Genomic DNA, 25,890 nt, shown 5'->3' on the forward strand with positions numbered 1-25,890 from the left:
GTCAGACCGCCTCCGCCTGCCGGGCGGCCGCCAGCCGGACCGCGTCCATGATTTTCTCGTAGCCGGTGCAGCGGCACAGGTTGCCGGAGAGCGCCTCGCGGATGTCCGCGTCGGCGGGATCGGGGTTGCGTTCCAGCATCTCGTCCGCGGCGACGAGGAGGCCGGGGGTGCAGAAGCCGCACTGGACGGCGCCGGCATCGATGAACGCCTGCTGGATCAGGGAGAGTTCGGTGCCGTCACCGGTCCGGTGACCGGCCGGGCCGGGCTGCGGGGGGTGGGGGTGTGGCTGAGAAAGCGTGTCACTTTCCAGCGAAGTGTCACGCTTTTCCGCCCCGCGCCCCCTCCCTCGCGCGTACTCCGCGAGGCCCTCGACCGTGATGACCTCGCGGCCCTCGGCCTGGCCGGCCGCGACCAGACAGGCGCACACCGGCACGCCGTCCAGGCGGACGGTGCACGAGCCGCACTCGCCCTGCTCGCAGGCGTTCTTCGAGCCGGGCAGGCCCATGCGTTCCCGCAGGACGTAGAGCAGGGACTCGCCCTCCCACACGTCGTCGGCTTCCTGCGGGCGGCCGTTGACCGTGAAACTGACGCGCATCAGGCGACTCCCTCCGAGCGGGCGGCACCGCCGCGGTACGACTCCCAGGTCCAGCCCAGGGTGCGGCGGGCGAGGACGGCGACCGCGTGGCGGCGGTAGCTCGCCGTGCCCCGGACGTCGTCGATCGGGTGACAGGCGGCGGAGCACAGTTCGGCGAACTGCTTGGCGACCGACGGCGTGATAATCCTGCCGTTCTCCCAGAAGCCGCCCTCGTCGAGCGCCGCGTCGAGGAACTCCTCAGCGACCTTCGCCCGGATCGGGGTGGGCGCGGCGGAGGCGATGCCGGTGCGGACCGTGCGCGTGGCGGGGTGCAGCGCGAGGCCGAAGGCGCAGACGGCGATGACCATCGCGTTGCGGGTGCCGACCTTCGAGTACTGCTGCGGGCCGTCCGCCTTCTTGATGTGCACGGCGCGGATCAGTTCGTCGGGTGCGAGGGCGTTGCGCTTCACGCCGGTGTAGAACGCGTCGATCGGGATGCGGCGGGTGCCGCGCACCGACTCGGCCTCGACCTCGGCGCCGGCCGCGAGGAGCGCGGGGTGGGCGTCGCCGGCCGGGGACGCGGTGCCGAGGTTGCCGCCGACACCGCCGCGGTTGCGGATCTGCGGGGAGGCGACCGTGTGCGAGGCGAGGGCGAGGCCCGGCAGCTCGGCGCGGAGGTGCTCCATGATCCGGCTGTACGGCACGGAGGCGCCGAGCCGTACGGTGTCCGCGCCGACCTCCCACTCGTAGAGGTCGCCGACGCGGTTCAGGTCGAGGAGGTACTCGGGCCGGCGGTGGTCGAAGTTGATCTCGACCATCACATCGGTGCCGCCCGCGATCGGTACAGCGGTGGGGTGCTCGGCCTTCGCGGCGAGCGCCTCCCCCCAGCTGGCGGGGCGAAGGAAGTCCATGACCGGCTCTCTTCTTCGTCTCGTGTCGTACGGATCGAGCCAGATCGTGTGCGGCGGCCCGGGCTCGTTCATGGGCTGTTCACGCGGAGTGGGGTCAGTACACAGCCCCGTACTCCGACCGGGTCAGTCACCGAAACCATGAAGGAGTTGGCTGGCCAGACCAGGCATCTTGTAGATTCGTATGAACAGGAGTCCTCGGTAACCTCCTCGTTTTCCTCAAGAAACGCGGAGAACAGACGGGCGGAAGCAGGGGGACCCGCGCACCGGGTCCCGGTCACCCGACCACCGCACGATCCATCGTAGGTTCGAGACAGAGAACGGCGGCGACACGAATGCGGCTGCGCGCACTTCTGGACACCGATGCGCTGGGGCTGCGGCTGCTCGGCGGTGAGGACGAGCTCGACCGGACGGTACGCGGGGTGATGACCACCGACCTGCGCGATCCCAGCCGCTATCTGTCCGGCGGGGAGCTGGTCCTGACCGGTCTCGCCTGGCGCCGGGACGCCGCCGACAGCGAGCCGTTCATACGGATCCTGGTGGCGGCCGGGGTGGCCGCGCTGGCGGCCGGCGAGGCCGAGCTGGGAAACATCCCCGACGACCTGGTCGTGGCCTGCGCCCGGCACCGGCTGCCACTGTTCGCGGTCAACGAGTCGGTGGCGTTCGCGACCATCACCGAACATGTCGTACGGCAGGTCTCGGGCGAGCGGGCCGGCGATCTGGCGGCCGTGGTGGACCGGCACCGCAGGATGATGACCTCCGGACCGGCGGGCGGCGGCCCGGACGTGGTCCTGGACCTGCTCCGGACCGACCTCGACCTGCGGGCCTGGGTGCTGTCGCCGACCGGGCGGCTCGTCGCGGGTTCGAAGTCCGCCGGTCCGGCGCTGCCCGCCGAGGTCTGCGCCGAGCTGGCCGCCGCGCATCTGGCCGCCACCCGCACGGGCCGGCGCGGACCGCACCGGCTGACCCGGGGCGCCACGACGTACTCGCTCTTTCCCGTCCGCAGCAGTGGGCGCCTGCCGCAGGGCTCGCGGGACGTCCGCGCGACGGTGCTGTCGGACTGGCTGCTCGCCGTCGAGGCGGACGCCGGTGACTGGCCCGACGAACGGCTGGACCTGCTCCAGGGCGTCACCCAGCTGATATCCGTCGAGCGGGACCGGCGGGACGCGGCGCGCACGGTACGCCGACGGCTCGCACAGGAGGTGCTGGAGCTGGTCCAGACGGGTGCCGCGCCCGCCGAGATCGCGGCCCGGCTGCGGGTGGCCGCGCCGGTGCTGCTGCCCGGGCTGGGGGCGGCCCCGCACTGGCAGGTGGTCGTGGCCCGGGCCGACTGGGAGGGCGGTGACATCGAGGGCGGTCCGGTCGCGCAGTCGCTGCTGGAGGAGATCCTGGTCGACCCGCTGGCCACCGGGCCGGAGCCGTCCGACCGGATCGCCGTGGCCCACTCCGGCGACGAGGCGATCGCGCTCGTTCCGCTGCCGGCGCTCTCCGCCGAGCACGACGGCTCCGAGTCGGGCATCCTCGCGGACGCGCTGCTGGCGGTCGTACGGGATCCGCTGTCGGCCGGGCTCGACGGCGACGGACGGGTCACGCTCGGGGTCAGCGCGCCGGTGCACTCGGCGGAGGGGTTGCACGGGGCGCTGGAGGAGGCACGGCACGCCCGGCGGGTGGCGGCGGCGCGCCCCGGACGGGTGTGCGCGGCGGGGCACCAGGAGCTGGCCTCCCACGTACTGCTGCTGCCGTTCGTGCCGGACGACGTACGGCGGGCGTTCACGGCGCGGCTGCTGGATCCGCTGCGCGACTACGACCGCCGCCACCGGGCCGAACTGATCCCGACGCTGGAGGCGTTCCTGGAGAGCGACGGCTCGTGGACGCGCTGCGCGGCCCGGCTGCACCTGCACGTCAACACGTTGCGCTACCGGGTCGGCAGAATCGAGCAGTTGACGAGCCGCGACCTCTCGCGCCTGGAGGACAAGCTCGATTTCTTCCTGGCCCTGCGGATGAGCTGACCCGGCGATCCCACGACTTTGTGAATTCTTTCACCCGCCCTCTTGGCCGGGCCCCCGATCCGTGCTGAGATTCCGCCACCAACAGCTCGACGGCGTGCTGGACCTTGGGGAGGGCAACGTGGCGCAGTCCGCCATGTCTGGACACGGAACGACCGATGGCGACGATCCCCTCCAGACCGCGGTGTGGCGGCTGCGCTCACGCGCCTGCTGGGCCGACGCGGCGGCGCTGATCCGACCGGAGACCCCGGCCGCCTCGCTCCAGCGGGCCGAGCTGCTCGTCGAGCGGTGCCTCTACACCGAACAGGGGTGGGAGGAGGCCGAGGACGCGCTGCGGACGGCCGAGGCACTGGCCCAGGAGGACGACGAGCGGGGCGCGGCGGCCTGTGAACGCGGTCAGCTCGCCTACGCCGCCACCGTGCACCGGGTACGCGACCGGGCCGACGAGGCGCGGGCCGCGCTCGGGCGGGCGGCGGCGCTGATCCCTCCGGGGGCGTCGGGGCGGGCGGTGCTCGACTTCAGGCGGGGGCTGATCGCGGAGAACCTGGCACGTTCACCGCAGGCCGCGCGGGCCGCCTACCGGCGCGCCCACGCGGGTGCCACCGCGCACGCCGATCCGCTGCTGCTCTCCTTCACCTGGCGGCACCTGGCCGGACTCGCCCTGCGGGACGGGGAGTTGGCCGAGGCCCGGCACGGCTTCACCGAATCCCTGCGGATCCGCGAGGAGTTGGGCTACCTCGTCGGCACGGCCCCCGCGCTGGCCTCGCTGGCCGACGCGGAGATCGAACCGGAGGCCTCCCGGCTCCGCGAGGAGGCCCGCCGCCTCTTCCGTCTCCTCGGTGGCGTACCGACCTGGCTGGCACACCAGTTGGCACCGCCGGCGGCGGGGGCGGCGACCGCCTGAGCGGCCGCTTCCGGCTCAGAGGAATCTGAGAACTTCCTGTGCGAGGGTGACGCGCCCGATCCCACAGGAGGAAGCGCTCGATGAGCCTCATCAACGGCTTGCCCGCACATGTTCTGCTCGTCCATCTCGTCGTCGTACTGGTGCCGTTGAGCGCGCTGGCGCTCGTCGTCTGCGCCGTCTGGCCGCCCGCGGCACGACGGCTCGGGCTGATCCTGCCGGTGCTCGCCTTCGTCGCCCTGGTGAGCGTGCCGCTGACCACCCAGGCCGGGGAGTGGCTGGAGCGGCACGTGGACGACACCGCCCTGGTGCGCCGGCACGCCGAACTCGGCGACGGACTGCTGCCGTGGGCCGGCGGTGTGTTCCTGCTCGCCGTGGCCGTGTGGTGGGTGCTGGGCCGGCGGCCCGCGCCGGAGGCCGCGGCTCCGGCCACCGCCGGACCCATGGCCGTGGGCACGGCGGTGCGGATCGCGGCCGGAGTGCTCTCCGCCGTGGTCGCCGTGGGCGCGGTCGTCGACGTGTACCGCATCGGCGACTCGGGCGCGAAGGCGGCCTGGACGGGCGGCTACTCGAAGACCGCGACCGGCGGCAAGGGCTGAGAGCGCTCAGGAAGCGCCGCTGAAGTGCTCGCCCACCAGGGCCTGCACGGCGGTCAACTCCCCAGCGCCCAGGGCGTCCAGGAGCGCCAGGTGCTGCGCCGCGTCCGCGAGCAGCTCGGCCTGCCCGCGGGCGGGCGCCGCACCCACGAGCGGCCACTGGGCGCGGCGGTGGAGGTCCGCGGCGAAGTGGAGGAGCTGCTCGTTGCCGGCCAGCGCGAGGACGGCGCGGTGGAAGACGCGGTCCGACTCCGCGTAGGTCGCGGGGCAGCCGGAGGAGGCGGCGCGGACCGTCTCCTCGGCGAGGGGGCGCAGTTCCGCCCAGCGCCCGGCCGGTACGGTGCGGGCCAGCCGGAGCAGTACCGGCACCTCGATCAAGGCGCGGATCTCGGCGAGTTCGGCGAGTTCCCGGGCGCCGCGCTCGATCACCCGGAAGCCGCGATTGGGCACGACCTCGACCGCGCCCTCGTTCGCGAGCTGCTGCATGGCTTCCCGGACGGGCGTCGCGGAGACCCCGAAGCGGTCGCCGAGCGCGGGGGCGGAGTAGACCTCTCCCGGGATCAGTTCGCCGGCGACCAGCGCGTGGCGCAGGGCGTCGAGGATCTGGCCGCGTACGGAGGAGCGCCGGAGGACGGTCCGGGGGCGCGGCAGAGGCGGTTCGCCGTGGGTGTGCTCGCCGCGGGCCGCGCCTGCGGTGCTGCCCCGGCCCCTCCCCCGGTCCCCCTCCCGATCGCGGTCCCGGTCCCGGTCCGCCAGCCGGGCCTGGGCCGGCACCCGCTCCGGGCGCGGCCGGGGATCCGGCGCCTCGGTCGCCGCGGAGCCCTGCGCGCCCTGCTTCACGGGTCCTCCTGCGGACGTGTCGGTACTTGAGGTCATTACGGCGGCTTGTTACCCGTCCGTCAAGCACCTTAGATGCAGAATCGAACAGTTCACATCCCGGCCGGATTAGGTAAGGTAAGGCTTACCTTTTGAACCCGCCTGGAATCGGTGGTCCCGGATGCTCATGTCGTCGTCGGCCGTCACGGACGCGTACACCCGCCTCGCCGAGGCCTTCCCCGGGCTGGGGATCACCGAGTTGTCGTCCGGGCAGCCGGCCCCGACGGGCGGCGGCTGGGTCGACGCCGCCGCGCTGGCGGCGGGCGGGGCGACGCTGGAGGCGTTCCTGGCGTGGGACGACGCCCAGGTCCGGCGCGACTACGGGCGCCGGGCACGGCCGGACGTGGTGGCCAGCTTCGGCCTGCACCGCTACACGTGGCCCGCCTGCCTGCTGATCACCGTGCCGTGGTTCCTGAGCCGCCGGGTGCCGCGCTACGACGTGACGCACGTCTCCTTCGACCGCACCTCCGCCGACTTCCCCGTGGGACACCTCGCGGTACGCCCCACCACCTTCACCTGCCTGCCCGACGACCCCGCGTCAGCGCTGCCGGACGCCCGGGTGGTCGCGGACGAGGAGGCGCTGCGGGCGGAGGTGCGGTCCTCGGTCGCCGCGCACCTGGAGCCCGTCCTGTCCGGCTTCGGACCGCGGATGCGGCGCCGCGGCCGGGCCCTGTGGGCCATGGCGACCGACGAGATCGTCGAGAGCCTGCACTACACCGCCGGCCTCCTCGGCGAACAGGGGCGGGCCGTACGGGAGTTGGAGCTGTTGCTGCCGGGAGCGACCAGGCCGTACGTCGGGTCCGCCGCGTTCCGTGAGCTGACCGGGCCGGCCGGTGAGCCGCTGCCCACCCGGGACCGGGCCAGCTGCTGCATGTTCTACACCCTCGACCCCGAGGACACCTGCCCCACCTGCCCGCGCACCTGCGAGGCGGACCGGGTGGCCAAGCTGGTCGCGTCCGCGACGAGTTGAGGGACCCTCACGGCACGGACCGGGTCGAGCGCCCGCTAAGATCAGCCACGAACGAGACGCCCGGCGGGTTACAGGTACTTCACAACTTCCTCACTCGTCACGGGAACTTTCCGTGGAACCATTCGTACGGGTAGTCTTATTCGAACTCAACTCCCGCCCCTCACGCGGCAGTTCGAGCAGAAAGTCGCCCTGGGCATCCCCTTGCGCTTCCTGGGCGGCCTCTTGCCCCGAAACCCCCTGAGGGCCGGTGGAATTGGGCCACTATGGCGGGCGTTACGCCCTATCCCAATGCAAGGGACCCCAGATGAGATTGACCGACATATCGCTTAACTGGCTGCTTCCGGGCGCCGTGCTGCTCCTGGGCCTGCTGGTGGCGGTTGCGGTGCTCGCGCGCGGCAAGCGCTCCTCGGGGGAGCATGCGAACACGGACGAAACGTGGGAGCGCAGCGAAGAGCGCCGCAGGCGCAAGGAGGCCATATACGGCACCGCCTCCTACGTGCTGCTGTTCTGCTGTGCGGCGGTGGCCGCCGCCCTCTCCTTCCACGGCCTGGTCGGCTTCGGCGAACAGAACCTCGGCCTCACGGACGGCTGGCAGTACCTGGTCCCGTTCGGCCTGGACGGCGCGGCGATGTTCTGCTCCGTTCTCGCCGTGCGCGAGGCCAGCCACGGTGACGCGGCGCTCGGCTCGCGGATACTGGTGTGGACGTTCGCGGCCGCGGCCGCGTGGTTCAACTGGGTGCACGCGCCGCGAGGCGTCGCCCACGCGGGCGCCCCGCAGTTCTTCTCCGGCATGTCGCTGTCGGCCGCGGTCCTCTTCGACCGCGCGCTGAAGCAGACCCGTCGGGCGGCCCTGCGCGAGCAGGGTCTGGTGCCGCGTCCGCTGCCCCAGATCCGTATAGTCCGCTGGCTGCGAGCTCCCCGCGAGACCTACAGGGCGTGGTCCCTGATGCTGCTGGAGAACGTGCGCAGCCTGGACGAGGCCGTCGAGGAAGTGCGCGAGGACAAGCTCAAGAAGGAGGAGACCCGACTGCGCCGGCGCGAGCAGCACCGTGTGGAGCGGGCCCAGTTGAAGGCCATCAGCCGGGGGCACCGCGGATTCGTGGGTCGCGGCGGCCGGCCGGCCGAGCCGCAGGCACTGGAGCGCGGCTCCGGCCAGGCACCCACGGAGCCCGCGATACCGGCGCCGGAACTGCCCGGCCGTCAGCGTCCCTCGCTGGAGCCCGTCCGCGGGGCCTCGGATCCCATCACCGTCGACCTCACCGCGGAGGACGACACCATGGCTCTCCCGCGACTGGACTCGCTGGAGCGCAAGCTCAAGGACCTGGAGCAGCAGTTCGGCTGACCTCCGGGCGACGGACATGACGGGACGGGGCGGGATCCGCGGGGATCCCGCCCCGTCCCGTTCGCCGTGCACGGGTCCCCGCGCACCGTTCGCGCATCACATCAGACGGTCCCTGGGGCGAGTTCGAACCACACCGCTTTCCCCACCCCGTGGGCGGATACGCCCCAGGTGTCCGCGAGGGACTGCACCAGGAACAGGCCCCGGCCGTGCGTACCGTCGTCGGCGTTCGGTACGCGCGGTCTCGGCCTGCGGGCCACGAAGTCCCGCACCTCGACGCGCAGTCCGCGGGGTCCGACGGTGGCCGTCAGCACCGCGTCGTGATCGGTGTGGATCAGGGCGTTGGTGACGAGTTCGCTGGTGAGCAGTTCCGCTATCTCCGATCGACCGGGCCTCCCCCAGTGCCGTAACAGTTCACGTAACGCCCTGCGTGCCTCGGGCACCGCCCGCAGGTCCGCGCGCCCCAGCCTGCGCCTCAGCTGAGGCGACCGCGCCGCTTCCGCGACCCTGCCGGCCTCCATCTGCGCGGCCTCCATCTGCGCGGCCTCCTCCTGCGCGGTGTCCGCCGGCCCGGTCCCGATCGCCATGGGACCGCCCCCTCGCGCTTGCCTTTTCATGACCCCCGCCCGCACGCCGATTCTGGTTCCCCTCGTCCTCGAACATGTTCACGGGGGACCATGCCCCTGTCGCGAACGGGCCAGTCATGTCGAGTCGTCAACGACCGGGTGTTCGGCCACAGTCGGGGCAACCGGCCAACCCGGTCGCCGCCCGGCGGGTTCCGGACGGACCGCCCCGGTGATCGCCGTACGCGGCCCGCGCTCGGGGTGAGCCGTCCGGCCGAATGCGCGCCGGAGTCAGCAGGGTGCGCCACCCGGGAAGCCCGTACCCCGGGCCACCCCCCGGCCGCCGCCGACCGGCCCGACCGCCGCTTCCGGGGCGCCGGTTCGGCCGTACCCGGGGAGGTGCGCGCGGTCGGCCCCGGTCCGCTCACGGCGCGTGAAACTGGCCGGAATCAACCGCTGGGTGCGGCGGTGACGGCCACGTGTCCCGGCTCCCGCCGAACGCCCTCGGCCGCCGCGCGCACGCCCCTCGGTCAGGGCCTCGGCACGTTCCGCAGGTTGGAGCGGGCCATCTGGAGCATCCGGCCGACCCCGCCGTCGAGCACGATCTTCGACGCCGACAGGGCGAACCCGGTGACCATGTCGGCGCTGATCTTCGGCGGGATGGACAGGGCGTTGGGGTCGGTGACGACGTCGACGAGGGCAGGCCCCTTGTGCCTGAGCGCGGCCTTGAGGGCGCCCGGCAGGTCCTTGGGCTTCTCGACCCGCACGCCGTAGGCCCCGCACGCCCGTGCCACGGCCGAGAAGTCGGGGTTCTTGTTCGTCGTCCCGTACGAGGGCAACCCGGCGACCAGCATCTCCAACTCGACCATGCCCAGCGAGGAGTTGTCGAAGAGGACGACCTTCACCGGCAGGTCGTACTGGACGAGCGTGAGGAAGTCGCCCATCAGCATGGAGAATCCGCCGTCCCCGGACATCGAGACGACCTGACGCCCGCGGTCGGTGAACTGGGCGCCGATCGCCATCGGCAGCGCGTTCGCCATGGAGCCGTGGGAGAACGAACCGATCACCCGGCGACGGCCGTTGGGCGTGATGTAGCGGGCGGCCCAGACGTTGCACATCCCGGTGTCGACGGTGAACACCGCGTCGTCGTCGGCCAGTTCGTCCAGCACCGAGGCGACGTACTCGGGATGGATCGGGACGTGCTTCTCGACCTTCCGGGTGTACGCCTTGACGACCCCCTCCAGCGCGTCCGCGTGCTTCTTGAGCATCCGGTCGAGGAAGCGCCGGTTCTCCTTGGCCCGCACGCGGGGGATCAGACAGCGCAGTGTCTCCTTCGCGTCACCCCACACCGCGAGGTCCAACTTCGAGCGCCGGCCGAGGTGTTCGGGCCGTACGTCGATCTGGGCGATCTGCACGTCGTCGGGGAGGAAGGCGTTGTACGGGAAGTCGGTGCCGACCAGGATCAGCAGGTCGCACTCGTGGGTGGCCTCGTAGGCGGCGCCGTATCCGAGCAGACCGCTCATCCCCACGTCGTAGGGGTTGTCGTACTGGATCCACTCCTTGCCGCGCAGGGCGTGTCCGACCGGGGACTTGATCTTTCCGGCGAACTCCATGACCTCGGCGTGGGCGCCCGCGGTGCCGCTGCCGCAGAACAGGGTGACCTTCTCGGCGTCGTCGATCATCCGGACGAGCTTGTCGATCTCCGCGTCACCGGGCCGGACGGAGGGCCGGGACGTGACGAGCGCGGTCTCGGTGGTCCTCTCCGGGGCGGGCTCGGAGGCGAGGTCACCCGGGAGGGCGACCACGCTGACGCCGGACTGCCCGATCGCGTGCTGGATCGCGGTCTGGAGCAGGCGGGGCATCTGCTTCGGGCTGGAGATGAGTTCGCTGTAATGGCTGCACTCGCGGAACAGCTGGTCGGGGTGGGTCTCCTGGAAGAACCCGAGCCCGATCTCGCTGGAGGGGATGTGCGAGGCGAGCGCCAGGACGGGGGCCATGGAGCGGTGGGCGTCGTAGAGGCCGTTGATGAGGTGCAGGTTGCCGGGGCCGCTGGAGCCCGCGCAGGCGGCGAGCTTGCCGGTGATCTGCGCCTCGGCGCCGGCGGCGAAGGCGGCCGTCTCCTCGTGCCGTACGTGGATCCAGTCGATGGCGGAGTTGCGCCGGACCGCGTCCACGACCGGGTTGAGGCTGTCGCCGACGACCCCGTAGAGGCGCTCGACCCCGGCGCGGACGAGGATGTCGACGAACTGTTCTGCGACGTTCTGCTTGGCCATGGTTCGCTGCTGCCCCTTCGGTCTCCTCGGATCCCTCGGGTCCATGAATTCACAGCCCCCGCCGTTACGCCTCCCAAACGGCCGCCGCCGTGCGGTCGTCGGCGTACCCCTTCACCCGTACCTGGGTGTCGGCGAGGAAGGCGGCGAGGCCGGGCGGGACGGCGCCGGACCAGCGGGCGGAGAGATGGTCGGTGAGGCCGGGCTCACCGCGCAGGGGATCGGCGAGGCCGCCGGTGCACATCAGGAGCGTGTCGCCCGGGCGGGCGACGGAGGCCCGGAAACGGAACGGCTCGCGGGGCGGCTCGGGGACCGGGTCGTACGGGCTCGGAGGCGTCGGGATGCCCAAATCCATGGTGAGCCGGTCGCCCCGCGAGGTCTCGGCCGGCGTCGAGCCGAAGCCGACGACGGAGGCGCCGGCCGCGTCGGCGACGGACGGTTCGATGTCCTGCCACTCGCCGTCGCGCAGCCGGAACAGTCCGCCGTCGCCCACCCCGAAGAAGACGCGCGTACGGCACTGCGGGTCGGCCGGAAGGAGCAGACAGCGCAGCGAGGCCGCGTACTCCTCGGGGTCGACGCCCTGCTCGGCGGCGCTGGCACGGAGCTTCCCGAGACTTCGGTCGGTGAGCCGGTGCAGCCCCGACTTCAGCTCGCCCCGCCGGGCGCCCCGGATGTCCTCCGCGAGCCGGACATGGCTGCGCCCCACGGCCCGTCCGATCCACCGGCAGGCCTCGGCGGCGGCCCGATGGGCCCCCGGTGTGGCGCGGGCCCCGGTTGCCATCGCCACCAGCACCAGGGCCTGATCCCCGACCCCGAACCGGGCGGTCAGCAACGCGTCGCGCCGAGGCTCCCCGCGGAACCTCGCCGAGTCTCCCCGCACGGAGACGGCCCTGATCGTGCACGGCCCGTACTGGGCCCCGTCCAGCACCGTGTCCGCGACCAGATCCGCCAGCCTGTCCGGGTCGGCGGGAGGCAGGGCGGTGGGTTCGGCGTCGTAGGTGGGCGGCCCTGAGCCCACGTAGCCAGGCGCGGGGGGAGGCTCCTCGACGCGGGGTGCGGCCTGGGGAGTGGCGGGCCGGGGCGGTCCAGGAGCGGGCGCGAAAGGGGACGGGGGCGGCGGGTACGGCGACCGGTCGAGGGGGCGGGCCGGGACGGGAGGCGGAAGGGGGCGCGAGGTGGCAGGGGCCGCGGGCACGGCGGCGGGGAGGGTGGACGGGGGGTACGTCGGCGGGGCGGGGCGTGCCTCCGCGCGGGCGCTCTCCCGGGCCGGCGGGGGAAGAGGAGGGGCGGGAGGGAGGGCGGGCTGCGCGACCGCGTGGGCGTCGGCACCGCGACCGGACGGATCGCTTCTGCCGTCGTCGGGCAGCGAGCCCAACTCGCCACCGTAGGACGGCAGTCGGCCATCACCGCGCGGCGACGGGCCAGCACCGTGCGGCGCTGGGCCACCGCCGCCGGAGGCAGCCGCCACCGACGCGTCCTCCGGGCCGGTGCCTGCGTCGACCGCTCCCGACGCCGACGCGAACCGGTCGTCCAGGGAGTCGACCGCGCCCGCGGGCCCGGTGTCCTCGGTGGAGTCGTCGTACAGCTGTCCCCACCAGTCGTCCTCGTGACCGGTGGCCCTTCCCCCCTGCTGGCTCATGCCGCTCATTGTCCACCGCGAGGACCGGATGAAAACGGGGCCTCGGAAATAAACCGCTGCCCGCCCCTTCTCGAACGGCGTGCGGCAGGACGCGGGGACCACCCGTACGCGCCGGAGCCGCCGGAGCCGCCGGACGGTCCCACCCCCCACGGGAGGACCGCCCGGCGGCGACCGGGGGCCGTACGGCGACCGGTCCGAGTGTGGCCCGTCATCCTTGCCGTCGGCTGTGAGCCGGGGCCGCGAACCCCGGCGGAGCCCGATGGCTCACGCCTGACCTGCGGGTCCGCCCGGGCTCGGGCAGGCTGGACGGATGGGAGCGGATGAACTCCTGCTGGTCGGCGTGGTCATCGCGCTGGGGCTGTGCGGAGTCCTCGTGCCCGGGGTGCCGGGGTCGTGGCTCGTGTGGGCCGCGGTTCTGTGGTGGGCGCTGAAGGACCCCCGGCCCGTCGCCTGGGGTGTCCTCGTGGGCGCCACCGTCGTGCTGTTCCTCTCCCAGGTGGTGCGCTGGGTGCTCCCCCCGCGCCGGCTGCGCGCGAGCGGCGCGACCCCCCGGATGGGGGTGTACGCCGGCGCGGGCGCGTTGCTCGGCTTCGTCCTGGTGCCGGTGTTCGGCGCGGTCCCCGGTTTCATGGCCGGGATCTACCTCCACGAACGGCTGCGGCTGGGCGGCCACGGCGAGGCGATGGCCTCGCTGCGTACGGTGCTGCGGGCGGGCGGTTCCAGCGTGCTGGCCGAACTGTTCACCTGCCTGCTGATCATGGGCGCCTGGGTGGGCGCGGTGTTCTGGGGCTGACCCGGCCGGCCCCGGTTCGCCCGTCCGCCGGTGGAGCGCGGCGGCCCGGCGCGTAGCCCAGCGGCCCGGGCCGTGCGCGGGCGGCTACTCCTCCACCGACACAGCTCCTTCGAGCCGCAGCAACCGCACCTTGCGCTCAAGTCCGCCCGCGTAACCGGTCATTGTCCCGTTGGCGCCGATCACCCGGTGGCAAGGACGCACGATCAGCAGGGGGTTGGCGCCGATCGCCCCGCCCACAGCCCGAACGGCCGCCCGGGGCGCGCCGATCCGCGCCGCGATCTCGCCGTACGTGGTGGTCGCGCCGTAGGGAACGGAGTCGAGAGCCTGCCACACCCGCTCGCGGAAGTCGGTGCCGTAGGTCCGCGACTCCAGGCTGAACTCCTTCAGTTCACCGGCGAAGTAGCCGTCGAGCTGTTCCGTCACGGGTCGGAAGGGGCCCGCGTCCTGCCGCCAGTCCTCCTGGACGCTCCGGCCGCCCTTCTGCCCGGGCACGGAGAGCGAGGTCAGTTCGCCGGCCGGGGCGGCGGTGAGGAGCAGCCGGCCGACGGGGCTGTCGTAGGCGGTCCAGTACGTCACAGGGGTCACGGGGAGGGTGGTGGAGAGAGGCGTCGGGATGGTCATGGGTACTCCAACTCGGCTGCTGTGCGCAGGTGTTGCAGGGCATAAGAACGCCACGGGCGCCACGCGGCCGGGGCCTGCGCGGCGGGCGGCGCGACGTCGGGGTCGCCGAGGGCCCGGGTGCGGATGACGGCGACCGTGGCCGCGTCCATGCCGGGCAGCGCGAGCAGGGTGCGCTCGGCTTCGTCGCGGTCGGCGCCGGCGTCCAGCCGGAGGGTGCCGTCGGCGAGGGCCGCGGTGAGCGCGCCGAGCGGGCCCTCGGGTTCGGCCTCCGCGAGGACGGCCGGTTCGGGGAACAGATGGGTGAGCGTGCCGGAGGGGGCGTCGAGCGTCTTGCCGTACCGCTGGACGAGCCTCTCCCGGACCCTCGGCGCCGCAAGGCCGACAGCGCGCTCCCGAACTTCGGTCCGGTCCGCCAGGGCGCGCACCGCCAGCTCCTCCGGGTCCGCGGCTCCCGGTGAGCGCAGGCCGGGGCGGGCGGCGACCAGGGGCGCCAGCCGGGGGTCGGCGCCGAGCCGCTCGTCGACGGCGTACGGGTCGGCGTCGAGATCGAAGAGCCGCCGCAGCCGCTGCACGGCGGTGGTCAGGTCGCGGAGGTCCGTCAGCTCCAGCCGGGCGTCCAGCCAGCCCCCGGGGTGCGCGCCCGGTCCGGCCTTCGCGGTTCCCGGGCGTTCATCGACGGCGACGATCCCGGTGCCGTGGGGCAGCCGCAGGGTGCGCCGGTAGGTGCGGCGGCCGGGGGCGCCGGTGACCTCCTCCACGCCGGGGACGGCCTCGCGGGCGAGTTGGTCGAGGACGGGGGCGGACGGGTACGGGCCACGGTGGGCGAGCCGCAGCGGGATGCCGGTGGCCGGATCCGCGCCCCGGGGCCGGCCCTGCGGGACGGCCGCACGCAGTCGGCTCGGCGTCGACGCGTAGACGGCCCGGATCGTGTCGTTGAACTGGCGCACGCTGGCGAACCCGGCGGTGAACGCGATCTGCGTGATCGGCAGTCCGGTGGTCTGCACGAGGACGCGCGCGGTGTGCGCCCGTTGGGTCCGGGCGAGCGCGACGGGGCCGGCGCCCAGTTCGGCGGTGAGCTGCCGCTGGATCTGCCGCGCGCTGTACCCCAGCCGTACGGCGAGCCCGGCGACGCCCTCGCGGTCGACCACGCCGTCGCCGATCAGCCGCACGGCGCGGCCCACGACGTCGGCCCGGACGTTCCACTCCGCGGAGCCCGGCACGGCGTCCGGACGGCACCGCCGGCAGGCCCGGAACCCGGCGCCCTGCGCGGCGGCGGCCGTCACGAAGAACCGCACGTTGCACCGCTTCGGCGTCACCGCCGGGCAGCTCGGCCGGCAGTAGATCCCGGTCGTGGTGACCGCGAAGAAGAACTCACCGTCGAACCGGGCGTCCCGGCTGCGCACGGCCTCGTACCTGCTGTCGTCGTCCTTCACGCCGTCCAGTCTCCGCCATCCCCGAGGCCGGGGCTGGCGGAAATCGGACGCGACGCCCTCCGCGAGGGCGGCCTAGACCTGGCGTCCCCGCTTGGCCTCCATCGCCGCCCTGCCCTCCGCCCCCTTCCGCTTCCAGTCCCGGCGCAGCTCCGCCCGCAGCCGGGCGTCGGTCTTGGCGACGATCCACTGGTTCTCGCGCATGAGCTTGCGGTAACTGTCGAGCCGTCGCTCGGGCAGCGTGCCCGTGTCGACGGCGGCGAGCACCGCGCAGCCCGGCTCCGCGGTGTGGGCGCAGTCGTGGAAGCGGCAGCCGCCCGCGAGTTCCTCGATCTCGGCGAAGACCTGTCCGACGCCGGTCCCCGCGTCCCAGAGTCCGACGCCCCGCAGCCCGGGGGTGTCGATGAGCACGCCACCGCCGGGCAGGACGAGCAGGTTGCGGGTGGTGGTGGTGTGCCGGCCCTTGCCGTCGACGTCCCGGGTGGCCCGTACGTCCATCACGTCCTCGCCGAGCAGGGCGTTGGCGAGTGTGGACTTGCCCGCGCCGGACTGGCCGAGCAGGACGGACGTTCCGCCGGAGGCGATCGCGGCGAGCACGTCGACCCCCTCCCCAGTGGCGGCACTGACCCCCAGCACCGGCACGCCCGGTGCCGCGGTCTCGACGTCCTGGACGAGATGGGACACGGTCACCGCCTCCGGTACGAGGTCGGCCTTGGTCAGTACGACCAGGGGCTGGGCCCCGGACTCCCAGGCGAGCGCGAGGAACCGCTCGATCCGGCCGAGGTCGAGCTCGGCCGCGAGGGAGACCGCGACGATCGCGTGGTCGACGTTGGCCGCGAGGATCTGCCCCTCGGACCGCTTGGAGGAGGTGGAGCGGACGAACGCGGTGCGGCGCGGCAGCAGCGTCCGCACATAGCGCGGGTTGCCGCCTTCGGGGTCGACGGCGGCCCAGTCCCCCGTGCAGACGACCTTCATGGGGTCACGGGGAACGACGAACTCGGTGTCGGCGCGGACGGTTCCGGCCGGGGTGACGACATCGCACAGGCCGCGGTCGACCCGCAGGACACGGCCGGGCAGCAGACCCCGTTCGGCGAACGGGGCGAACTCGGCCTCCCACTCCGCGTCCCAGCCGTACGGCCGCAGCGGATGCGCGGAGGAGAAAGCGGAGGAGAGAGCGGAGGCGGAAGAGGAAGACGGAGAGGAACCCGGGAGGGAGGAGAAAGACAAGGGGTGACCCTTCACAAGGGTGGCCCCGGCACCGCGCTCACAGGCGCGGGAGGAAGGGAGAGGTCAGCCGGAGGCCACGGGAGTGGACTTGATGAACTTCCGGATGCGGGCAGCGCCCATCACAGAGACAGCCATCGGTCACACCTCCCTCAGCACGAGCCAGGTCACCCGCGGCGACACGCGGTCGCCGCTCGAACAGCACCGACCTTAGGGAAGTCCAAGCCGCGGCGCCATCGAATTACGGCGCGGAAGGCGGCCGGGACTCCGCGCACCCCGCCCGCGGCCGAGGGCGCCGCGCCGCGCCGCGCCGCGACAGTCTCGCGGAGGCCGTTCGAGAGCGGGCGTTCCGCCGGGGGCCACGTTCGGGGGATCAACGCTGGCTGGTGACGCGCCACGCCATGACGATGAGTGCAAGGGCGGCGACGGCGCGCGATCGCGCGGCCCGACCTCCGCCCATGTGTCCCCCACCTCTTCTTCGGGAGCAACCATGCGTGTACGTACGACCCTTGCCATCGGCGTCCTTGCCGTCACCGCGATCCTGGGCGGCGCGGGCTCGGCTCTCGCCGACAACCACAACGAGGGCGACGTGAAGAGCTGCGGCCAGTTCGCGGGCGCGGCCGACGGCCGCGCCTTCTGGGGTGAGCGCTGCACGCAGATCCACTGGGTCGGCGACGCCTCGAAGCACCGCCACTCGTTCTACGGATAGCGGGCGGGGGCCGGGAACCGCACGGCTCCTCCCGCAGCCCCAGCCGTCAGACCGTACGGGCGGGCCCGGACGACAGTCCGGGCCCGCCCGTCTGCCCCTGACCGCCGTGGGCACCCCCCAAAGACCGTGAGCACCCCCACGAGCGCCCTCTATGCCCCGCCTCCACACCTCCGTGGCGTTTAGGGGGATTTCCTTACCTTTCGCCGACCGGAGCGGTGACGATGTCCCTCATCGGGACTCCGCTTCTCCGGAGCCTTCGGGACGAAAGGACATATACATGCGAGGCAAGCAGACGATCGGTGTGGGCGCCCTGGCTCTGGCCCTGGTGTCCGGAGCGGGCTGGGCCGCCCAGGCGACCACCACCGGCGAGAGTGCCGCCCGTCAGACCGTCGCGGCCGAGGCGCCCGTGAGGGCCGCGTCCGTGGACGGCTACCAGATCGTCCAACTCCCCAACGCCAACGTGCCCAACTTCCAGCGCCGGACCCTCTACTGCCCGTCGGGCAAGCGGGTCATCGGCGGCGGCGCCGAAGCCCAGGGCAACGGCGCGGTACTGGTCGGCAGCTTCCCCACCCCCAGCGGCAACGGCTGGATCGGCCTCGGCCGACAGGACGGCTACTCCAGCGTCGGCATCAGCGTGTACGCGATCTGCGCCAACGTCTGATCAACCCGGCACCGTGTCAGTGGGGGTCGCTGCCGCCCGGGCAGCGGCCCCCACCGCACGAGAGCACGGACTCGCCGGACCACCGCCCCGCAAGGCCCCCAGGTCACAGCGCTCGCCGCGTCGACCGACCCGCCGGTGACGCGTCACTCGGCGCCACATTGTGTACGTTCCCAAATTCAGCGCATGCTCCGCACCCTCCAGAGCTGCGCGAAATACCGGCGACACATGTATTTACAGCTCCCGACACCTCTCCTACTGTGAACGTTCACGGACCCGCATGCGCATGTCAGAGCCGTCACATCGGCTTCGACCCGCGCCCCGTCTCGATCAAAGGAGGTCGGGATGACCGTGTACCGCCCGCGCCGTACGGTGAAGGCCGCGTTGCTCCTGGCGGCCGTCGCCCTGCCGGCGTCCCTGCTCACCACACCCACCACCGCCACCGCGGCGAACTCGCTCAGCATGCTCGGCGCCGACGTCTCGACCGCGCAGCGCGCCCTCGACCTGGGCGCCAAGTACTACGACGCGAGCGGCACCGCCAAGGACCCGCTGGACATACTCAAGGCCGACGGCGTCAACTACGTCCGCCTGCGCGTCTGGAACAACCCGGCCAGCGGCTACAACAACGAGGCCAAAGTCCTGGCGTACGCGAAGACGGTGAAGGCGAAGGGGCTCAAACTCCTCGTCGACTTCCACTACTCCGACACCTGGGCCGATCCGGGCAAGCAGTACAAGCCCGCGGCGTGGGCGAGCCACGGCATCAGCCAGTTGCAGACCGACGTCTACAACTACACGTACGACGTGTGCAACAGCCTGAAGGCGCAGGGCACCACACCGGACAGCGTGCAGATCGGCAACGAGATCAACGTCGGCATGCTGTGGAACGACGGCAAGGTGGTCAACAACGACTTCACCAACGTCGGTCTGCTGCTCAAGTCGGGCTACAACGCGACCAAGGCGTGCAACAGCGGCACCAAGGTGATCATCCACACCGCCGACGCGGACAGTGACGCGAACGCGCGCTGGTTCTACGACGGCATCAAGGCACAGGGCGTCAGCTGGGACATCACCGGGCTGTCCTACTACTGCATGTGGCACGGCACGCTGGCCAACATGGGCAGCGTGGTGTCGGACGTGAAGTCCCGCTACGGCAAAGACGTCATCATCGCCGAGACGGCCTACCCCTTCACCACGGCCAACGCGGACAGCACCGGCAACTCCGTGACCACGGGCTGCACGGGCTATCCACTGAGCTGGCAGGGGCAGGCCGACAACTTCACCGCCGTGCAGAACACCGCCCGCTCGGCGGGCGCGATCGGCGTCTTCTACTGGGAGCCGACCTGGTACGCGGTGACCGGCAACGGCTGGGATCCCGCCAACATCGCGAGCAGCGGCGACGGTTGGGACAACATGGCCACGTTCAACTGGACCGGCCAGGTGAACCCCTCCATCAAGTGGACCCCGTAGTGACCCACGCGTGACCCGGCAGGGGACTGCCGACCAACGCCGAGCGGACCGGTGTTGTCGCGGGCAGCGGGCGCCGCCCGGGCAACGCCGGTCCGTGCGTCAGGACTTGGCGCAGGTGTCACCGTTGAGCGTGAAGGCGTACGGCGGGGAGTTCTTGCCGTTCCAGGAGCCGAGGAAGCCGAAGGTGAGCGTGCCGTTCGCGCCGACGGTGCGGTTGTAGTCGGCGGCCTCGGCGGTGACCCGGGAGCCCTCCTGGGAGACGCTCGCGTCCCACATCTGGGTGACCTCCTGACCGTCGTGGTAGGACCAGGCGACCCGCCAGCCGGCCAGCGCCTGCGTGGTCGTGACGGTGACGCTCGCCTGGAAGCCGTCGGTCCACTGGTTGACGAGGTCGTACTGGACCTCGCACGTCCCCGCCTCGCTGCGGGTCGAGCCGGACCGCGTGCCCGTGTTCGTGCTCGCCGTCGACGAGGAGGTGCCCTGCGGTTCCGGGTCGGAGTTCTTCGGTCCGGCGGAGTCGGCGGTACCGGTCGCCGAGGGCCGCGCGGTGGACGCGGACACCGTCGACGGCGGCGGGGCCCCGGTGGAGGCGGACAGGTCGGGTTCGGCGACCGGCTGCCGGTCGGCGTCGTCGGTGGCGGAGGTGTCGTTCCGGGAGTCGCCGATCGGCATCATCGACACCCCCAGCGCGACCAGCGAGAGGAGCACGGCGGCGGCGAGCAGCCCGTTCCGTACCACCCGCGCCTTGCCGGTCCCCTCCTTCGGCTCCCCGCTCTCGGTGTCGGCGCTGGCGGGGCGGCCCGCGCCGAGGCGCACCTCGGCGGCCCGGCGGCGGCGCTCCAGATAGGCGAGGCCGCCCCAGCCGATCACTCCGCCGGCCAGCGCGGCGGGCAGTCCGCCGCCCTGTAGTCGCAGGCACGCGGCGGCCTCCGCGCACTGCACACAGGTGGCGAGGTGCCGGGAGAGGTCCTCGGGGGTGTCGGCGGCGGGCGAGCGGGTCACCGCGTCCAGCAGCCGGGCATAGCTACGGCACTGCGCGTCCATCGGGGTGTCGAGGTGGCTGCGATGGCAGCGGTCCCTGAACAGCCCCCGCACCTGGGCGAGTTCACCCGAGACGGTGGCCGGGTCGAGGCCGAGCCGGCGGGCCACCACGGGCAGCGGCAGCGCCTCCACCTCGGCCAGCCACAGCAGCGCGGCGTCCGGTTCCTGGAGGTCCCGCAGGCCCCGCAGGGCGATCGGGCGCTGGAGCGGCGGGCCGGTGAAACGGGCCGCTTTCTCCGAGTTGAGCCAGAGCCGCAGGTCCGGATCGAGCCGGTGCCCCCGGCCGTCGGTCTCCCAGGCCGCCGCCGTGGTCCGTACGGCGGTCAGCAGCAGCGGGATGACGGGCAGCCGGGGCGCCCGCCGGCCGGCGGCGGTGCGGGACGGGCCGGAGCCGAGGGAACGGGCCTCGCGGATGCCGAGGGCGAACGCCTCCGTGGCCAGGTCGGTGGCGGCGGCGGCACCGGCCGTGCAGAGGTCGGCGTAGGAGAGCACCGCGTCCCAGCACTCGGCGAACAGCGCGGCCTCGGCGGCGTCCTGGGGGGTCGGCAGGTCGGGCATCGGTCTCCAGCGTATCCACGAATGACGGCCAACTCGCAGCACCTGAGAGCGAATTGGGAGGGGGGCTGCCTCGTGACAGGGGCAGAGCTTTTCACGCTTCCCTCACAACTGACAAGCCGCGTATTCAAATACGGTGCACCGTCAGTCGCTCACTGTGAAGTTGTACGGGCCGGGACCGCACCCGACTCACCCGGCACGGGAGTTGTGCCCGACCGTTACCGAGCCGTTCACTTTACCGCTCGTCACGGCGCCGAGGGGTCGCGGGCGGGCAGGCTGTCCATGAAGGAGCTGACGGAGAAGACCGCCTGGCCGGGACCGGGCGGACCGTAGCCGGGAGGCGACGACAGTCCGAAGTCGTCCATCGTGGCACGGTAGGCCTCCAGCAGCCGGATGTGGTACTCCAGCGGCGCACCGTGCGGGTTGGCCTTGCCGAGCGGGGTGGTCGGCTCCGGGCACCAGGTGGTGAAGCGGGGCGTGATGCCGTGCGACATGAAGAAGCGCAGCCCCTCGGTCGTCGACGCGATCGCCTCGTCGACCGTGGTGAAGCCGAACGGCTCGGCCATCTCCACGCCCGCCACGAAGTTGGGGATCACGTTGCGCGCGCCGAACACCTCCGCCGAGTCGAGGATCCGCTTGTGCCACTCGTCGCGGCCGACGTAGCGCTCCTTGCCGGGGCAGTACAGCTCGAACAGCCGGCGGTCCCACACCTCGAAGTTGGGGTGGTAGATCTGCACGCCGTAGTCCTTGAAGCGCTGCACGTCGTCGCGGGGCAGCGCCTGGGCGACGACCTTGCCGATCCAGCGTCCGGGGAACCGCTCCTCGATGGCCTTGGCGTAGTGGCCGTAGAAGTCGGCCTCGTCGCGCCCGGCGACCGTCCTGGTGATCGCGCCGCCGGTGAGGGTGTAGGCGGTGGACGCCTTCGCGGTGTCGTAGCGGTCGATGATCTCCAGGGCTTCGAGGACCTCCTCGACGTCCTTGACACCCGTGTACGGCCGGCCGGCGGCCTTGTGCTGGCGCCAGTTGTGGTTGATGTCGCAGTACTGGCACTCCTCCTTGGCGCCGAAGTACTGGCAGACCCGGAAGACGGTCAGGTAGATCAGGTAGCCCCACTGGATGGTCGGGGCGACCTCCATGACGGACTTGCCGTTGGCGAGCTTGTGCCGGTAGTACTCCGGCATCGGCGGCACGCCGACGTCAGAGATCCGCCGGCCGTCGAGGTAGAGCCCGAGCACGCCGTCCTCGTCGGCGGCGACCCGGTACGGCGAGGCCGGGTTCACCCGCACGGAGACGACGGTCCGCCGCAGGTCGTACGGGCCGCCGGTCAGGATGATCTCCTCGGGCGGTCGCCTGAGCGCGGCCTCGCCCAGCTCCGGCAGGGTGCCGTGGTCGAAGGAGAAGATGAAGTACGACTTCGGCTTCACCTCGCCGTCCTCGTTGTCGCTGAGCGCGGACGGGTCGAAGGCGACACCCCCGCGCAGCAGGTCCTCCTTGAAGACGGCTTCCCGCGGTACGTGCGGGAAGCGCTCCAGCAGATCCTCGACGAGTGCGGTACGGCTGCCCATCCCGTCTCTCCTCCCGGCTCAGGCGCCCTGCTCAGGCGTACGACTCCTCACGGTATGCCCCCGCCGCTCCGGCACCGGTGCCGGGTCCCCCCGGCGGGGACGGAGGTGGCGGGTGCGCGTCACCGATGCGGCCCACCTATGCTGCGGCAGCGGCTAAAACTCACGCGAACACGTATGTACCCGGAGGGACGGCAGGGATGACGCGGACGGTCACCAACTGGGCCGGCAACATCACCTACGCGGCGAAGGAACTCCACCGTCCCCGCACGCTCGACGCGCTCAGGTCCCTCGTGGCCGGGAGCGGGCGGGTGCGGGTGCTGGGCAGCGGCCACTCCTTCAACGAGATAGCCGAGCCGGGACCCGACGGCACCCTGCTGTCGATCGCCGACCTGCCGCCGGTGTGCGACGTGGACACGCAGGCCCGTACGGTACGGGTCTCCGGCGGCGTCCGGTACGCGGAGCTGGCCCGGCGCGTGCACGGGCACGGGCTCGCCCTCTCCAACATGGCCTCGCTGCCGCACATCTCGGTGGCCGGCTCGGTGGCGACCGGCACCCACGGCTCGGGGGTCGCCAACGGCTCGCTGGCCTCCGTCGTGCGCGAGGTCGAGATCGTCACGGCGGACGGTTCGACCGTCACGATCGCCCGGGGCGACGAGCGCTTCGACGGTGCCGTGACCTCCCTCGGCGCGCTCGGTGTCGTCGTCTCGCTCACCCTTGACCTGGAGCCGGCCTTCCAGGTCGAGCAGCACGTCTTCACCGAACTCCCGCTCGCCGGGCTGGACTTCGAGACGGTGGCGGCGTCGGCGTACAGCGTGAGTCTCTTCACCGACTGGCGGCGGCCGGGCTTCCGGCAGGTGTGGCTCAAGCGGCGCACCGACCAGCCGCGGCACGACGTCCCGTGGGCGGCGCCCGCGACCGAGGCCATGCACCCGGTGCCGGGCATGCCCGCGGTCAACTGCACCGAGCAGTTCGGGGTGCCGGGGCCGTGGCACGAGCGGCTGCCGCACTTCCGCGCCGAGTTCACGCCGAGCAGCGGCGCGGAGCTTCAGTCGGAGTACCTGCTGCCGCGGTCGGCCGCGGTCGAGGCGCTGCACGCGATCGACGCCGTACGGGACACGGTCGCCGCCGTGCTGCAGACCTGCGAGGTGCGGACGGTCGCCGCCGACGCGCAGTGGCTGAGCCCCGCCTACGGGCGGGACACGGTGGCGCTGCACTTCACCTGGGTCGAGGACACCGCGGCGGTGCTGCCGGTGGTGCGGCGGGTCGAGGAGGCGCTGGACCCCCTCGGCGCGCGACCGCACTGGGGCAAGGTGTTCACCACGCCGGCGCCGGTGCTGCGCGAGCGCTATCCGCGGCTCGGCGACTTCGCGGCGCTGGCCCGGAGCCTCGACCCCGAGGGGGTGTTCACCAACGTCTTCGTGCGGGACGTCCTGGGCGGCTGACCGGGCGCCCGGCCGGGCCCCCGACTTCCTCCAGCCCCTTTCCTAACCCCTTGTCGAACCTCGCTCGCAGCCCATAGCCTTGCGGCGCGCCGGTGCCCCCCTGCCCGGTACGGGACGAAGGAACGGGGCGACCCCGGTGAAGCGCACCTCACGCGACATCCGCACCGCGAACCGCTACGAGGTGCTGCGCCAGCTCATCGCCGCGTCGCCCACCTCCCGCCAGGAGCTGGCGGCGGCCACCGGGCTGAGCCTCGCCACGGTCGCCACGCTCGTCGGGGAGCTGCTCGACCTCGGGATGATCACCGAGGTCGGGTTCGAGGACTCGGCGGGGGGCCGCCCCCGGGGGCTGGTGGCCGTCAACGCGGCGGGCGGCGCGTTGATCGGCGTCGACATCGCGGAGACGTACGTCCGGGTCGAGCTGTTCGACCTGGCTCTGAACGTGCTGGCCCGTGCCGACGAGGACATGCGCCCCGGCGAGAGCCTTCCCGAGCAGGTGGTCGGGCATGTCGCCGCCGCCGTCGGGTCGGTGGTCGCGCAGGCGGGGATCGAGGGGGCGCGGGTCCTGGGCGTCGGGGTGAGCGTGCCGGGGCAGGTGGACCGCGACACCGGCATCGCCGAATACGCGCCCAACTGGGACTGGCACGACGTGCCGTTGCTCGATCTGCTCGCCCAACGCATCGCGCATCCCCTCTACTTGGACAATCCGCTGCGCGCCTGCGCGGTCGCCGAGCTGTGGTTCGGCGCGGCCCGCGGGCGCGGCGACGCCGTGGTCGTCAACCTGGGCACCGGGGTCGGCGCCGGGCTGGTGCTCGGCGGCGGGCTGCACCGGGGTGTCAGCAACAGCGCCGGCGAGTGGGGTCACACCACGCTCGTCCTCGACGGCCGGCTCTGCCACTGCGGCAACCACGGCTGTGTGGAGACGTATGTCGGGGCCCCCGGAATCATGCTGAACCTGCGGGAGTCGAGCCCGCGCAGCACCCTGCTGCACCCCGAGGACCAGACCGCGACGATCGACGCCCTGGCGCGCGGTGCCGCCGCGAACGACCCGGTGGCGGTCAAGGTCGTCCGGGACACCGGGCGTTACCTCGGCGCCGGCATCTCCGCTCTGGTCAACCTGCTCAACCCGGAGGTGGTCGTGCTGAGCAGCTGGGTCGCCGCCGCGCTCGGCGAACCGCTGCTGCGCGAGGTGCGCGAGGCCGTGGCCCGGCACGCTCTGAAGAGGCCGCTGGCCTCGACCGAGATCGTCCTCTCCCCGATCCCCACCGACCCGGTCTGCCTGGGCGCGGCAACTCTCGCCCTGGAAGGGGCACTTCAGTCGGCCGGACAGCGGACCGGGAAGCGCACCGACCGGTCGAGGAGCCGCACCGCACCGCCCGCGGACGCCGAAGGCGCCGGGCGTTCCCCCGGTACGCGGCCGAGTACGGCGCCCAGGAGCTGATCGGCTTCGCCGACGGCGGCGAGGGGAGCGTTCACCGACGCGACGGCGGTGCGGACGAGCCCTGTTCGACGGTGCGGCGCACACCGGACTGCCGCAACCCCGGGAGCGGGCAAGGGAATTCGGGCCGTCCGATCCGTGGCCCGCACACCGGTCACGTCCGGTACCGCGAACACCGCGCAACGCTTCACACGGCCTTCGTCCAACCCCTTGCCGAAGCCTTGACCGAAGGTTAGCGTCCCGCACCGCACCCCGATCCGAGCCACTCGGCGCTGAGCCGTGGAGCCGTAGCCGCACGAGAGACAAGG

The 25,890-nt window shown here is 72.6% G+C and carries 22 protein-coding genes; 11 read left to right on the plus strand and 11 right to left on the minus strand.

Going from position 1 to position 25,890, the window contains the following annotated elements:
- Nucleotide 1: 1 nt before the first annotated feature.
- Nucleotides 2–595, minus strand: coding sequence for a (2Fe-2S)-binding protein (locus ABZT12_RS09350; protein ID WP_356379911.1), 594 nt, complete (start codon nt 593–595; stop codon nt 2–4).
- Nucleotides 595–1,485 (minus strand): FAD binding domain-containing protein, encoded by an 891-nt coding sequence (locus ABZT12_RS09355; RefSeq protein WP_356379914.1) that lies wholly within the window; start codon nt 1,483–1,485, stop codon nt 595–597. The genes ABZT12_RS09350 and ABZT12_RS09355 overlap by 1 nt, the downstream gene beginning before the upstream one ends.
- 332 nt (nt 1,486–1,817) lie before the next feature.
- Here ABZT12_RS09355 and ABZT12_RS09360 point away from each other — a divergent pair, with 332 nt between their 5' ends.
- The 3 genes from ABZT12_RS09360 (at nt 1,818) to ABZT12_RS09370 (ending at nt 4,988) form a co-directional block, all read left to right on the plus strand.
- A complete protein-coding gene (locus ABZT12_RS09360; RefSeq protein ID WP_356379917.1) occupies nt 1,818–3,491 on the plus strand; it encodes a PucR family transcriptional regulator ligand-binding domain-containing protein in 1,674 nt (557 codons plus the stop codon).
- A 118-nt stretch (nt 3,492–3,609) separates the two neighbouring features.
- Nucleotides 3,610–4,392 carry a hypothetical protein gene (locus ABZT12_RS09365; protein WP_356380266.1) on the plus strand — a complete coding sequence of 261 codons (783 nt, stop codon included), beginning with the start codon at nt 3,610–3,612 and terminating at the stop codon, nt 4,390–4,392.
- A gap of 80 nt (nt 4,393–4,472) precedes the next feature.
- Nucleotides 4,473–4,988 (plus strand): DUF2231 domain-containing protein, encoded by a 516-nt coding sequence (locus tag ABZT12_RS09370; protein WP_356379920.1) that lies wholly within the window; start codon nt 4,473–4,475, stop codon nt 4,986–4,988.
- A 6-nt stretch (nt 4,989–4,994) separates the two neighbouring features.
- On the opposite strand, the gene ABZT12_RS09375 is transcribed toward ABZT12_RS09370, so the two are convergent.
- Nucleotides 4,995–5,825: a GntR family transcriptional regulator gene (locus ABZT12_RS09375; RefSeq protein ID WP_356379923.1), complete on the minus strand. Its 831-nt coding sequence runs from the start codon at nt 5,823–5,825 to the stop codon at nt 4,995–4,997.
- A 157-nt stretch (nt 5,826–5,982) separates the two neighbouring features.
- Between ABZT12_RS09375 and ABZT12_RS09380 the strand changes: the two genes are divergently transcribed.
- Both ABZT12_RS09380 and ABZT12_RS09385 read left to right on the plus strand, forming a co-directional pair.
- Nucleotides 5,983–6,831: a (2Fe-2S)-binding protein gene (locus tag ABZT12_RS09380; protein WP_356379926.1), complete on the plus strand. Its 849-nt coding sequence runs from the start codon at nt 5,983–5,985 to the stop codon at nt 6,829–6,831.
- A gap of 304 nt (nt 6,832–7,135) precedes the next feature.
- Nucleotides 7,136–8,173: a DUF2637 domain-containing protein gene (locus ABZT12_RS09385; RefSeq protein ID WP_356379929.1), complete on the plus strand. Its 1,038-nt coding sequence runs from the start codon at nt 7,136–7,138 to the stop codon at nt 8,171–8,173.
- Between the two features lie 101 nt (nt 8,174–8,274).
- On the opposite strand, the gene ABZT12_RS09390 is transcribed toward ABZT12_RS09385, so the two are convergent.
- The 3 genes from ABZT12_RS09390 to ABZT12_RS09400 all read right to left on the minus strand — a co-directional run bounded on the left by ABZT12_RS09390 (nt 8,275) and on the right by ABZT12_RS09400 (nt 12,642).
- The gene (locus ABZT12_RS09390; RefSeq protein ID WP_356380269.1) at nt 8,275–8,691 is read right to left on the minus strand and encodes an ATP-binding protein; all 417 of its coding nucleotides are present in this window, start codon (nt 8,689–8,691) and stop codon (nt 8,275–8,277) included.
- A 572-nt stretch (nt 8,692–9,263) separates the two neighbouring features.
- Entirely contained in the window at nt 9,264–11,006 is a 1,743-nt protein-coding gene (locus ABZT12_RS09395) for a pyruvate dehydrogenase (protein WP_356379932.1), read from the minus strand.
- Between the two features lie 64 nt (nt 11,007–11,070).
- Nucleotides 11,071–12,642 carry a protein phosphatase 2C domain-containing protein gene (locus ABZT12_RS09400; protein ID WP_356379935.1) on the minus strand — a complete coding sequence of 524 codons (1,572 nt, stop codon included), beginning with the start codon at nt 12,640–12,642 and terminating at the stop codon, nt 11,071–11,073.
- A gap of 310 nt (nt 12,643–12,952) precedes the next feature.
- Between ABZT12_RS09400 and ABZT12_RS09405 the strand changes: the two genes are divergently transcribed.
- Nucleotides 12,953–13,435, plus strand: a complete 483-nt coding sequence (locus tag ABZT12_RS09405) for a DUF456 domain-containing protein (RefSeq protein WP_356379938.1) — start codon at nt 12,953–12,955, stop codon at nt 13,433–13,435.
- Nucleotides 13,436–13,519: 84 nt separating this feature from the next.
- On the opposite strand, the gene ABZT12_RS09410 is transcribed toward ABZT12_RS09405, so the two are convergent.
- The 3 genes from ABZT12_RS09410 to rsgA form a co-directional block, all read right to left on the minus strand.
- Nucleotides 13,520–14,056 (minus strand): methylated-DNA--[protein]-cysteine S-methyltransferase, encoded by a 537-nt coding sequence (locus ABZT12_RS09410; RefSeq protein WP_356379941.1) that lies wholly within the window; start codon nt 14,054–14,056, stop codon nt 13,520–13,522.
- Nucleotides 14,053–15,489, minus strand: coding sequence for an AlkA N-terminal domain-containing protein (locus ABZT12_RS09415; RefSeq protein ID WP_356379944.1), 1,437 nt, complete (start codon nt 15,487–15,489; stop codon nt 14,053–14,055). The genes ABZT12_RS09410 and ABZT12_RS09415 overlap by 4 nt, the downstream gene beginning before the upstream one ends.
- 72 nt (nt 15,490–15,561) lie before the next feature.
- Complete coding sequence (rsgA, locus tag ABZT12_RS09420) at nt 15,562–16,713, minus strand: ribosome small subunit-dependent GTPase A (protein ID WP_356379947.1); 1,152 nt, start codon at nt 16,711–16,713, stop codon at nt 15,562–15,564.
- Nucleotides 16,714–17,200: 487 nt separating this feature from the next.
- Between rsgA and ABZT12_RS09425 the strand changes: the two genes are divergently transcribed.
- The 3 genes from ABZT12_RS09425 (at nt 17,201) to ABZT12_RS09435 (ending at nt 19,544) form a co-directional block, all read left to right on the plus strand.
- Entirely contained in the window at nt 17,201–17,419 is a 219-nt protein-coding gene (locus ABZT12_RS09425; protein WP_356379950.1) for a hypothetical protein, read from the plus strand.
- A 277-nt stretch (nt 17,420–17,696) separates the two neighbouring features.
- Nucleotides 17,697–18,080 carry a hypothetical protein gene (locus ABZT12_RS09430; RefSeq protein ID WP_356379952.1) on the plus strand — a complete coding sequence of 128 codons (384 nt, stop codon included), beginning with the start codon at nt 17,697–17,699 and terminating at the stop codon, nt 18,078–18,080.
- 342 nt (nt 18,081–18,422) lie between these two features.
- Entirely contained in the window at nt 18,423–19,544 is a 1,122-nt protein-coding gene (locus ABZT12_RS09435) for a glycosyl hydrolase 53 family protein (protein ID WP_356379955.1), read from the plus strand.
- Between the two features lie 99 nt (nt 19,545–19,643).
- Here ABZT12_RS09435 and ABZT12_RS09440 read toward each other — a convergent pair whose 3' ends face one another.
- Nucleotides 19,644–21,143 (minus strand): cellulose-binding domain-containing protein, encoded by a 1,500-nt coding sequence (locus tag ABZT12_RS09440; RefSeq protein ID WP_356379958.1) that lies wholly within the window; start codon nt 21,141–21,143, stop codon nt 19,644–19,646.
- A 242-nt stretch (nt 21,144–21,385) separates the two neighbouring features.
- Complete coding sequence (locus tag ABZT12_RS09445; protein ID WP_356379961.1) at nt 21,386–22,705, minus strand: radical SAM protein; 1,320 nt, start codon at nt 22,703–22,705, stop codon at nt 21,386–21,388.
- Between the two features lie 197 nt (nt 22,706–22,902).
- Here ABZT12_RS09445 and ABZT12_RS09450 point away from each other — a divergent pair, with 197 nt between their 5' ends.
- Nucleotides 22,903–24,147, plus strand: a complete 1,245-nt coding sequence (locus tag ABZT12_RS09450) for a D-arabinono-1,4-lactone oxidase (protein ID WP_356379964.1) — start codon at nt 22,903–22,905, stop codon at nt 24,145–24,147.
- 136 nt (nt 24,148–24,283) lie between these two features.
- Nucleotides 24,284–25,585 carry an ROK family transcriptional regulator gene (locus ABZT12_RS09455; RefSeq protein WP_356379967.1) on the plus strand — a complete coding sequence of 434 codons (1,302 nt, stop codon included), beginning with the start codon at nt 24,284–24,286 and terminating at the stop codon, nt 25,583–25,585.
- Nucleotides 25,586–25,890: the final 305 nt, after the last annotated feature.

The sequence above is a fragment of the Streptomyces sp. NPDC005423 genome, assembly GCF_040606415.1.
Taxonomy (GTDB): domain Bacteria; phylum Actinomycetota; class Actinomycetes; order Streptomycetales; family Streptomycetaceae; genus Streptomyces.

Coding starts and splice junctions, on each gene's coding strand:
- ABZT12_RS09430 (WP_356379952.1), top strand. CDS start 17,697: ATGCGAGGCAAGCAGACGATCGGTGTGGGCGCCCTGGCTCTGGCCCTG.
- ABZT12_RS09385 (WP_356379929.1), top strand. CDS start 7,136: ATGAGATTGACCGACATATCGCTTAACTGGCTGCTTCCGGGCGCCGTG.
- ABZT12_RS09380 (WP_356379926.1), top strand. CDS start 5,983: ATGCTCATGTCGTCGTCGGCCGTCACGGACGCGTACACCCGCCTCGCC.
- ABZT12_RS09355 (WP_356379914.1), bottom strand. CDS start 1,485: ATGGACTTCCTTCGCCCCGCCAGCTGGGGGGAGGCGCTCGCCGCGAAG.
- ABZT12_RS09450 (WP_356379964.1), top strand. CDS start 22,903: ATGACGCGGACGGTCACCAACTGGGCCGGCAACATCACCTACGCGGCG.
- ABZT12_RS09360 (WP_356379917.1), top strand. CDS start 1,818: ATGCGGCTGCGCGCACTTCTGGACACCGATGCGCTGGGGCTGCGGCTG.
- ABZT12_RS09390 (WP_356380269.1), bottom strand. CDS start 8,691: ATGGAGGCCGGCAGGGTCGCGGAAGCGGCGCGGTCGCCTCAGCTGAGG.
- ABZT12_RS09400 (WP_356379935.1), bottom strand. CDS start 12,642: ATGAGCCAGCAGGGGGGAAGGGCCACCGGTCACGAGGACGACTGGTGG.
- ABZT12_RS09370 (WP_356379920.1), top strand. CDS start 4,473: ATGAGCCTCATCAACGGCTTGCCCGCACATGTTCTGCTCGTCCATCTC.
- ABZT12_RS09440 (WP_356379958.1), bottom strand. CDS start 21,143: ATGCCCGACCTGCCGACCCCCCAGGACGCCGCCGAGGCCGCGCTGTTC.
- ABZT12_RS09405 (WP_356379938.1), top strand. CDS start 12,953: ATGGGAGCGGATGAACTCCTGCTGGTCGGCGTGGTCATCGCGCTGGGG.
- ABZT12_RS09445 (WP_356379961.1), bottom strand. CDS start 22,705: ATGGGCAGCCGTACCGCACTCGTCGAGGATCTGCTGGAGCGCTTCCCG.
- ABZT12_RS09410 (WP_356379941.1), bottom strand. CDS start 14,056: ATGACCATCCCGACGCCTCTCTCCACCACCCTCCCCGTGACCCCTGTG.
- ABZT12_RS09425 (WP_356379950.1), top strand. CDS start 17,201: ATGCGTGTACGTACGACCCTTGCCATCGGCGTCCTTGCCGTCACCGCG.
- ABZT12_RS09435 (WP_356379955.1), top strand. CDS start 18,423: ATGACCGTGTACCGCCCGCGCCGTACGGTGAAGGCCGCGTTGCTCCTG.
- ABZT12_RS09350 (WP_356379911.1), bottom strand. CDS start 595: ATGCGCGTCAGTTTCACGGTCAACGGCCGCCCGCAGGAAGCCGACGAC.
- ABZT12_RS09395 (WP_356379932.1), bottom strand. CDS start 11,006: ATGGCCAAGCAGAACGTCGCAGAACAGTTCGTCGACATCCTCGTCCGC.